General features: G+C 50.4%; 5 protein-coding genes and 2 pseudogenes. 2 read left to right on the forward strand and 5 right to left on the reverse strand.

The window, feature by feature from the left end:
- Both C7N83_RS14330 and ppk2 read right to left on the reverse strand, forming a co-directional pair.
- Positions 1 to 275, reverse strand: a pseudogene (locus tag C7N83_RS14330) (hypothetical protein); the annotation flags it as partial.
- 767 nt (positions 276 to 1,042) lie between these two features.
- A complete protein-coding gene (gene ppk2, locus C7N83_RS11730; protein WP_106742839.1) occupies positions 1,043 to 1,972 on the reverse strand; it encodes a polyphosphate kinase 2 in 930 nt (309 codons plus the stop codon).
- 173 nt (positions 1,973 to 2,145) lie between these two features.
- Between ppk2 and C7N83_RS11735 the strand changes: the two genes are divergently transcribed.
- Positions 2,146 to 3,948 carry a bifunctional chorismate-binding protein/class IV aminotransferase gene (locus tag C7N83_RS11735; RefSeq protein ID WP_106742841.1) on the forward strand — a complete coding sequence of 601 codons (1,803 nt, stop codon included), beginning with the start codon at positions 2,146 to 2,148 and terminating at the stop codon, positions 3,946 to 3,948.
- A gap of 51 nt (positions 3,949 to 3,999) precedes the next feature.
- Here C7N83_RS11735 and C7N83_RS11740 read toward each other — a convergent pair whose 3' ends face one another.
- Together C7N83_RS11740 and C7N83_RS11745 are read right to left on the reverse strand one after the other, a co-directional pair.
- The gene (locus C7N83_RS11740; RefSeq protein ID WP_106742842.1) at positions 4,000 to 5,328 is read right to left on the reverse strand and encodes an MFS transporter; all 1,329 of its coding nucleotides are present in this window, start codon (positions 5,326 to 5,328) and stop codon (positions 4,000 to 4,002) included.
- A 182-nt stretch (positions 5,329 to 5,510) separates the two neighbouring features.
- Positions 5,511 to 6,539, reverse strand: a complete 1,029-nt coding sequence (locus tag C7N83_RS11745; RefSeq protein WP_106742844.1) for a LacI family DNA-binding transcriptional regulator — start codon at positions 6,537 to 6,539, stop codon at positions 5,511 to 5,513.
- Positions 6,540 to 6,956: 417 nt separating this feature from the next.
- On the opposite strand from C7N83_RS11745, the gene pgi reads away from it, so the two are divergent.
- Complete coding sequence (pgi, locus tag C7N83_RS11750; protein WP_106742845.1) at positions 6,957 to 8,585, forward strand: glucose-6-phosphate isomerase; 1,629 nt, start codon at positions 6,957 to 6,959, stop codon at positions 8,583 to 8,585.
- A gap of 104 nt (positions 8,586 to 8,689) precedes the next feature.
- Here the strand turns inward: pgi and C7N83_RS17115 are convergent.
- A pseudogene (locus C7N83_RS17115) lies at positions 8,690 to 8,776 on the reverse strand (IS481 family transposase); the annotation flags it as partial.
- Between the last annotated feature and the right edge of the window lie 18 nt (positions 8,777 to 8,794).

Genomic DNA, 8,794 nt, shown 5'->3' on the forward strand with positions numbered 1-8,794 from the left:
GTCCGCGTTTGCCTTTACGCCGACCGCCGAAACAACCTCCGTCCGGCCCGGTGGGGCCTCTGAAAACCCCGCCGGCTGCCTGCGCCAAATGACAGGCAGCCGCTTGGCGGGTTTTGCGGTAGGACAACATAGCCCAATAAATATCAGCGGCTGCACGGGCGGCGGTAGGACAACATAGCCCAATAAATATCAGCGGCTGCACGGGCGGTGGCTTCCGGTACGAAAAACCGGAGGAGTTTTCTTTGGACATTCTTTGTTAATTTGCAATTGGTTATATTCTTTTTTACCGTCTGACACGACTGCTAATCTGCTTCAGCCTCTAAATGTTTTTTAGCCGACCTGACACTTTCCCAAAACTCAACTTGAGCCAAAAAATCTATGCCCGTCATTCCCGCGTAGGCGGGAATGACGGATTGCAGGTTTCTGAAAATTTACGCGTTTTGCAAAGGCCTGGGCCTTGTTTTTATGGAGCAGCAATTTTTAAAGAAAACAGCCTATTCACAGCACTCTTCCCCTAACCCCGTCCTGCCAAACGGATGGGAGGCAGGTTTCCGTCCTGTTAAAAATTTCCTGTTTACAAACCAAAGGCTGTCTGAAAAACATTTCTGTATTTTTAAGACGGCCCATCCCTATTCGGCAAATAAGATTTTTTTATTCCCATCATAATATTCGCCATTGATTACAATCTGACAAGCCACGCCCATGCCGTTTGGGCTGTTGCCGACCTTTACGCTAATTTGTGTACTATTGATTTCAATATCTTTGGCTAGCCCAATATGCGTTTTCTAGGAAGACAAAAATTTTTCTTCAGATAATGCACTTGCTGCCCGCTGATAAAAATTTCTTCCACCATCGTGCCCAAAAATTCCATGAGTTATGCATCATAATCTCAATGTCTTTATAAGCCGTTTGCCAGGTTCTGTGAAACATAATCTTCTCCTGGTGATTTGGCTCACTTTTCTCATAACATAATGAATAAAAAGGCCGTCTGAAATCCTAAATCCGGTCTCAGACGGCATTGAATCATCAACTTCAGTGCAGATTAATCGTGACCGATTTCCATGTGTTGTTGTTGGTAACGCACATTAGGCGACAAGATGATTTTGTCATCGACTTTACCGATGGCTTTTTCGTCTTTGCCCGGATAGTCCAAGCTGTGCAGGAAATGGCGGATGCAGTTCAGACGCGCGCGCTTTTTGTCGTCGGAGCGGATAATTGTCCATGGCGCATCACCGGTGTGGGTGTGGAAGAACATGGCATCTTTGGCTTCGGTATAATCGTCCCAACGGTCGAGCGATTGGATATCCACCGGAGACAGTTTCCAATGTTTCAACGGATCATCACGGCGGGAGATAAAGCGGCGCAACTGCTCTTCTCGACTCACGGAAAACCAGAATTTAAACAGATAGGTGCCGCTGGCCACCAGCATGCGCTCGAATTCAGGTGCTTGGCGCATAAACAGCATGTATTCGTTCGGCTTGCAGAAACCCATTACACGCTCGACACCGGCACGGTTGTACCATGAGCGGTCGAAGAAAACCATTTCGCCGGCAGTCGGCAGGTTGGTAATGTAGCGTTGGAAATACCATTGCCCGCGCTCGGTGCTGGTTGGTTTTTCCAAGGCAACCACGCGTGCGCCGCGCGGGTTTAAGTGTTCCATAAAGCGTTTGATGGTGCCGCCCTTGCCGGCTGCATCGCGTCCTTCAAACAGGCACACAATGCGTTGGCCGGATTCTTTGACCCAGCTTTGCACTTTCAGCAATTCGATTTGCAGCTTTTTCTTTTCGCGTTCATACACGGCACGGCGCATGCGTTGGCGGTAAGGATAGCTTGCCGGCAACGGTGCGGAATTGGAATCTTCCGAAACGACTTGGCCTTCGTACTCCAAAACGGATTTTTCAAATACTTCCAGCTGTTTTTCCATTTTGTCGGTTTTCACTTCTTCAAAAGGTTGCAGTTGTTTTTCTGTCATCTTAACTCCTATCATGGAAAAAGTTTTTTAGTGGTATGATTTCCTCTTATGCTTATTCTAACGCTTTTCCGCATTTACGGACTACATAATCTTACAAATTTATGATGCATAGGCTCTTTTCTGCTAATTTATGTAAATTTGTTGTATAATCTATTCACTTATTTGTTTTTATTATGTCTTTTTTCGCACTTCTCGACGATGCCGTTTCCGGCCAGGCAAAATATTATCAAAATTATCAACAAAGCAGCTTCTTAAGCGCTCACGAGCTTGACGCGCTGGATGCGGTTTTGCAGCAGGGTTGGCAAAACGGCTGGTTTGCCCTGTTGTGTGCAGACTACGCTTTCGGCTTGCCGCTGATGAGCCTGCCTGCAGAAAAAAGCGGTTTCTTGGCCGTGCATTGGTTTGCCCGCTGCGGCGCGACTGACCCCGAAACATGGCTCGACAGGCATTCAGACGGCCTGTTTTGCGGCATCAGCACACCGCTCAACAATGTCGCCGAAGCCGATTATCTCCATACCGTAGCCGAGATTCACGAAGCCATCCGTCGCGGCGACACTTATCAGATCAACTACACTACCCGCCTGCATTTCGATACCTACGGCAACCCGGTTGATTTATACCGCCGCCTGCGCCAACCCGTGCCTTATGCTGCCTTGTGCCACCTACCTGATTCAGACGGCCTCGATACTTGGACTTTGTGCTTTTCACCCGAGCTTTTTCTCAAAATCGGTTCAAACGGCCTCATCACCACCGAACCGATGAAAGGCACTGCGCCGATCTTGAATGACGGCCTTGATTCGCAACGTGCCGCCGGTTTGCACAACGACCCGAAAAACCGTGCCGAAAACATCATGATTGTCGATTTGTTGCGCAACGATTTGGGCAAAATCGCGCAAACCGGTTCTGTGCGTGTGCCCGAGCCGTTTAAGGTATCGCAGTTCGGCAGCGTGTGGCAGATGACCAGCGCGATTGAAGCACAAGCCCGACCACACACCCGCGCCGCCGATATTTTCCGCGCCGCCTTCCCTTGCGGCTCGATTACCGGTGCGCCCAAACGCATGAGTATGCACATCATCGACCGTCTCGAAACCACACCGCGCGGCTTATACACCGGCAGCATCGGTTTTCTCAATCCTTGCGAAAGCGGCTTGGGCTTCGAGGGCGTGTTCAACGTGGTTATCCGCACACTGGCACTTAGGCCGTCTGAAAACGACCAATTTGCTGCTGATTTCCACGCTGAATACGGTGTCGGATCTGGCATTGTCATCGACAGCCAAGCTGGAGCGGAATGGGCAGAATGCGGCTGGAAAGCGCGTTTTCTTACTGATTTTCGGCCGGATTTCGGCATTTTTGAAACGCTGCGTATCGAGCAAAACCAATGTGCTTTATTGGCGCGGCACTTAGGCCGTCTGAACGCTGCCGCGTACGCTTTGAATCTGCCTTTGCCCGCAGACGCTGCCGCACAAATCCGCGATTATTTGACGCAAATACCGTCTGAACCCCAACGTTTGAAAATCACCCTGCTTCCCGATAACGGCGGGAAACTGACATTGACCCATTCACCCTTACCTGAACTCAACAGCCGACAGGCTGCGATCATCAGCGATGAAACCTTACCGGTCCGCGATATCGTTCGCCGCTTCAAAACCACCCGCCGCGAACATTTCGATGATGCGTGGCAAACTGCAGTCCGACACGGCGCATTCGACAGCCTGCTGTTCAATTCAGACGGCCTGCTGCTCGAAGGCGGCCGCAGCAATGTATTTGTCAAAATCAATGGCACATGGCACACCCCCGCCTTAGATTTGGATATTCTCAATGGCGTGATGCGCCAAGAAATCTTAGACAATCCGCCGCGTTATTTACACGCAGATCAGGTGTGTGAAAGCCATATCACGCGCGCCATGCTGCAACGCGCCGAAACCATCTGCTTGAGTAATGCTTTGCGCGGTGTGTTTGAAGTGGATTTAATATAAGGCAAGGCCGTCTGAAATGTTTCAGACGGCCTTATGGTTTACAGCAAAGGGTTAAACCGCATTGTTTTCCGCCCCGGCAGGTTTGTTGCTGGTTTTAATCAGCAAGGTCAGGAAGGCAGCAATTGCCAAAAACACCCCGGCAAAAGTCATGGCGTTAGCCGGATTCGAGTCCAAGAAAATGTCGTAAAGCCAACCAAAAGTCACGGTTTCGATCAGCATTGGAATCACAATCATCATGTTCACAATACCCATGTACACGCCATAACGCTCTTTCGGAATCGAGTGCACCACAATCATAAACGGCACACCCATCATCGACGCCCAACCGATACCGAAACCAATCATCGGCGCGAACATCAGATATTTATTGCCGATGTGCGGAATCGCCAGCAAGGCCAAGGCAGCCAGTGTCACGGCAAAAGCATGCACGTATTTGGCAGCGTATTTTTTCGCCATCCACATCAGACCGAAAGCAGAGATGAAGGTCACGATGTTGTAAAAACCGTTGACCAAACCTGTCCACGCCACGGCTTGTTCATAAGCGGCTTTGTCGGCGGAAGTCGCGTTCCACACCGATTGCACGATACTATGAGAAATGTATTGCCAGTAGATAAACAAGGCATACCACTGGAACAGGTAAACCAAAGCCAATTGCCATAAAGCAAACGGCATTTCTTTAATCGCAATAAAGATTTCACCAATAGCAGACTGTTCTTTTTTCGCTTTCAGCGCAGCCATTTCTTCGGCAGAAGCCTCGTGTTCGGACGTAGAAAGAACCGTCACCAAAACCGAACCGATGGAGCAGACGGCACCGATATAGAACGAACCGAATACCCAGTAAGGAATACCGGCTTCAGAAGTCTGCTGCAACCAACCGATTTGCTGGAAAATATATAGCGACACGTTGGCCAAGGTAATGCCCAAACCGGTAAACACAGACTGCATCAAAAAGCCGCTGGCTTGTTGGTGCTCCGGCACGGTATCGGCGATAAAGGCGCGGAACGGTTCCATCGCGGTATTGTTGGAAATATCCAACAGCCACAACAGCAACACAGCCACCCACAGCGCGGTCACATGCGGATAAATAAACAGACACAAACTACAACCGATTGCTCCAATCAGAAAATACGGACGGCGGCGACCCAAGCCCGGAATCCATGTTCGGTCAGACATAGCACCGATAATCGGCTGCACCAGCAAGCCGGTAATCGGGCCGGCCATATTGAGAATCGGCAATTGGCCGGGGTCGGCATTAAGAAAACTGAAAATCGGGTTGATCGCGGTCTGCTGCAAACCGAAGCTGTATTGAATACCGAAGAAACCGAAGTTCATCAGCATAATCTGACGAAAGGTCATCGCCACTTGCGGGGATATCTTCATTGGAGTCTACTCCTGACTAATTAAAATATACTGAAACAAAAAATTTTCTCAGAAAGCAGCGAACGCCTGGGTACTGCTTTATTTTGTTGCCCTGCCTGCCCACTCAGGCTTGATTCGTGTGATTGCAACAATTTTTTTCAAACGGCCTTCTAACCTGCCGCCTGCTGGTATTCAAATTTAATTTATTTTAATGTCGTGACCGACCGGCGCCAAATCGTTTCCCCTGCGACTCTCAACACTCGGCCGTTTTTTCTGTCTTCTTCTGAAAACAACATTTCCGCCGCCAGCGCACCCATGCGCAAATACGGCAATTCGGTGCTGGTCAACGGCGGGAACAGTGTTTCGGCAATCGCGCTGTGGTTGTCGTATCCGGCCACCGAAATCTGCTCGGGCACACGCAAACCGCGTGTGCGCAAAATGCCGTACACCCTGACCGCCATTTCGTCATTGCCGCAGCAAATCACAGTCGGTGGCCGCTGTAAGACCAATAATTTCACAACCGCCACCACCAAAGCCGCACTGTCGTAATTAAAATCGGCATACCCCGTCTGTACCAAATCGGCATCAAACACGATACCGGCATCGGCCAACGCGCGACGATAGCCTGCCACACGCAAAGGCGTGGCTTCGATACCCGGCTGCAAGGTGACGTAAGCAATACGGCGGTGGCCGTGGCGGATGATTTGGCGCACCAAATCATATTGTCCCTGCTCATCATCAGGCAAAACTGACGGGGTACCGATCACGTCGAAACAATTTACCAACACAATCGGACACGCGTGGCCGACATCGGGCAATACCACTTCCTGATGGTATTGCGCCACATACAAAATGCCTTCGGCGCGGTGCGCCATAAAGGCGCGGATTAAAGGCTCGATGCCGGCTCGGTTGTCAATGTCGGCAATCATTAGGGTTTTGCCTTGCGCCCGGATACTTTGCTGAATACCTTTCATCAAAAAGACATCAGGCAAACCGTGAATGCAGTCCACTTCACCGACCCGCGAAATCGCACCGGTAATCAAACCGACCATCCCCGAACGGCTGGAGCGCATGACTCTGGCCGCCGATGAAGGGATGTAACCCAAGGCTGCAATGGCTGTTTCGACTTTGGCACGCGTTTTGCCGCTGACCGGCGCATCACCGTTAATCACCCGGCTGACCGTCTTCGGCGACACTCCCGCCCGAGCGGCGACATCGTAAATTGTAGCCATCTTGCGATTTCCGAACCTGAGTTATTTCAGTAATATTACGCAGAATAACACAGCAGACACCGATGTCATCACACTCTTTAACAAAGCTTTGATGGGAATCAAGCAAAAACACTGTTTTTACACATGTTATTTCAATATTTTTGCTTTTTAAAAGACCAAGTTACCCGCCTTTTAAAATTTTGTTACACTACAAATCGCCATATGCGCACAATCATCGCATTTTGATAAGGTTGTTAACTGGTTTCATCAAAATGAATCTGATTATCACAATTTTGCAACAATACCGGCGTATGATTTGTTAATATGGATGATTCTATTTTTAGACGGCCATCCAATGAGCCAGATAAATCACTTTTTCCTGCCTGACTGGAATTTGAGTTGATTTGCCCCTGCCGTTATTCAACCGAAGGATAAATTATGACGTTCTCCGAAATGTGGCAACAGCTTGCCGAGCATCAAAAAGCCACGGCCGCCATCCACATGCGTGACCAATTTGCTGAAGACGTGGATCGTTTTGACAACATGCACGAAACCTTACACGGCTTGTTATTCGATTACAGTAAAAACCGCATCAACGAAGAAACCATTGTTCTTTTATGTCAGCTGGCTGAAGCCGCCAAGCTGCCCGAAGCTATGGAAGCCATGCGGCGCGGCGACAAAATCAACACCAGCGAACAGCGCGCCGCCTTGCACACTGCTTTGAGGTCGTCCGAAAACGCCGCGCCGATTATGGTGGACGGCGAAAACATCATCCCCAAGCTCCACCGCGAACTCAACCGCGCCCTAGCCTTTGCCGAGCGCATTATCAGCGGCGACCGCACCGGCATCACCGGCCAACGCATCACTGATTTCGTCCACATCGGCATCGGCGGCTCCGACTTAGGCCCGCAGATGTGTGCGCAATCGCTATATGACTACCGTAAAAACGTGCGCGTACATTTCATCAGTAATTCCGACGACGCCGACATCGCGCAAAAACTGGAAAAGCTCAATCCTGAAACAACCGTCTTCAGCATTGCCAGCAAATCCTTCGCCACACCCGAAACCCTGCTCAATGCCCACGCCGCACGCAATTGGTATAAAGCCGCCGGCTTGCCCGAATCCGGTATCGCCCGCCACTTCAGCGCCATTTCCAGCGATGTCGCCGCAGCAGAAAATTTCGGCATTCCGGCCGAATGCGTGTTTGCCATGTTCGACTGGGTCGGCGGCCGCTATTCCGTATGGTCAACCATCGGTCTGCCGTTGATGGTAGCCGTGGGAGAAACGCGCTTCCGTGAGTTTTTAAGCGGCGCACACGCCATGGACGAACACTTTTTCAATACACCGCTGCGCCGCAACATTCCCGTATTGATGGCCTTGCTGCACATTTGGTACAACAATTTTTACGGTTCAGAAGGGCATACCACCGTGCCTTACAGCCACAACATGCGCCGCTTCACCAGCTGGCTCAACCAATTGGACATGGAAAGCTGCGGCAAAAGTCGCACAGTTGACGGCGAAAGAGTCAGCCACAAAACCGGCGGCATCGTGTTCGGCGAAGAAGGTGTCAACTGCCAACACGCCTATTTCCAATTGCTGCACCAAGGAACGCGCCTGATTCCGGTAGATTTCATCGTGCCGATGACCACGCCGCACCAAGTCGGCCGCCAACACCGCTTCACCGTGGCCAACGCCTTTGCCCAAGCCGAAGCGCTGATGAAAGGCAAAACCTTGGAAGAAGCCCGTGCCGAATTGGCCGACCTGCCCAAAGCCGGACGCGAATCCCTTGCCCCGCACAAAGAATTCCCCGGCAACCGCCCGAGCAACAGCTTCCTGATTGACCGCCTGACCCCGTTTAACTTAGGCATGCTGATGGCCGCCTACGAACACCGCACCTTCGCTGAAGGCGTGATTTGGGGCATCAACCCATTCGACCAATGGGGCGTGGAATACGGCAAAGTGCTAGCAAAAAAAATCGAGCCCGAGCTCAACCAAGCCCATGGCTTAACGCATGACAGCTCGACAAACGGCTTGATTCGTTTTTATCGGAAATGTCAGCAAGATTGACGGATTGATTTAACCGTTTATTCATTAAGAAAAGAAAAAGGAAAAGGCCGTCTGAAAAACAGGGATTGTTTTTCGGCCTGAACTGTAGCAAACAGCCGCGTTGTTTACACGACAGGTTGGGAAAGACAAGCCTGCAAAATCTCAAAAGGCCTATCACCTTTCAAACTTTTGTGCGGCTTAACCGTACCGTATTACTAGAAATTAACGAA

This window comes from Neisseria iguanae, from assembly GCF_003013245.1.
Lineage (GTDB): Bacteria > Pseudomonadota > Gammaproteobacteria > Burkholderiales > Neisseriaceae > Neisseria > Neisseria iguanae.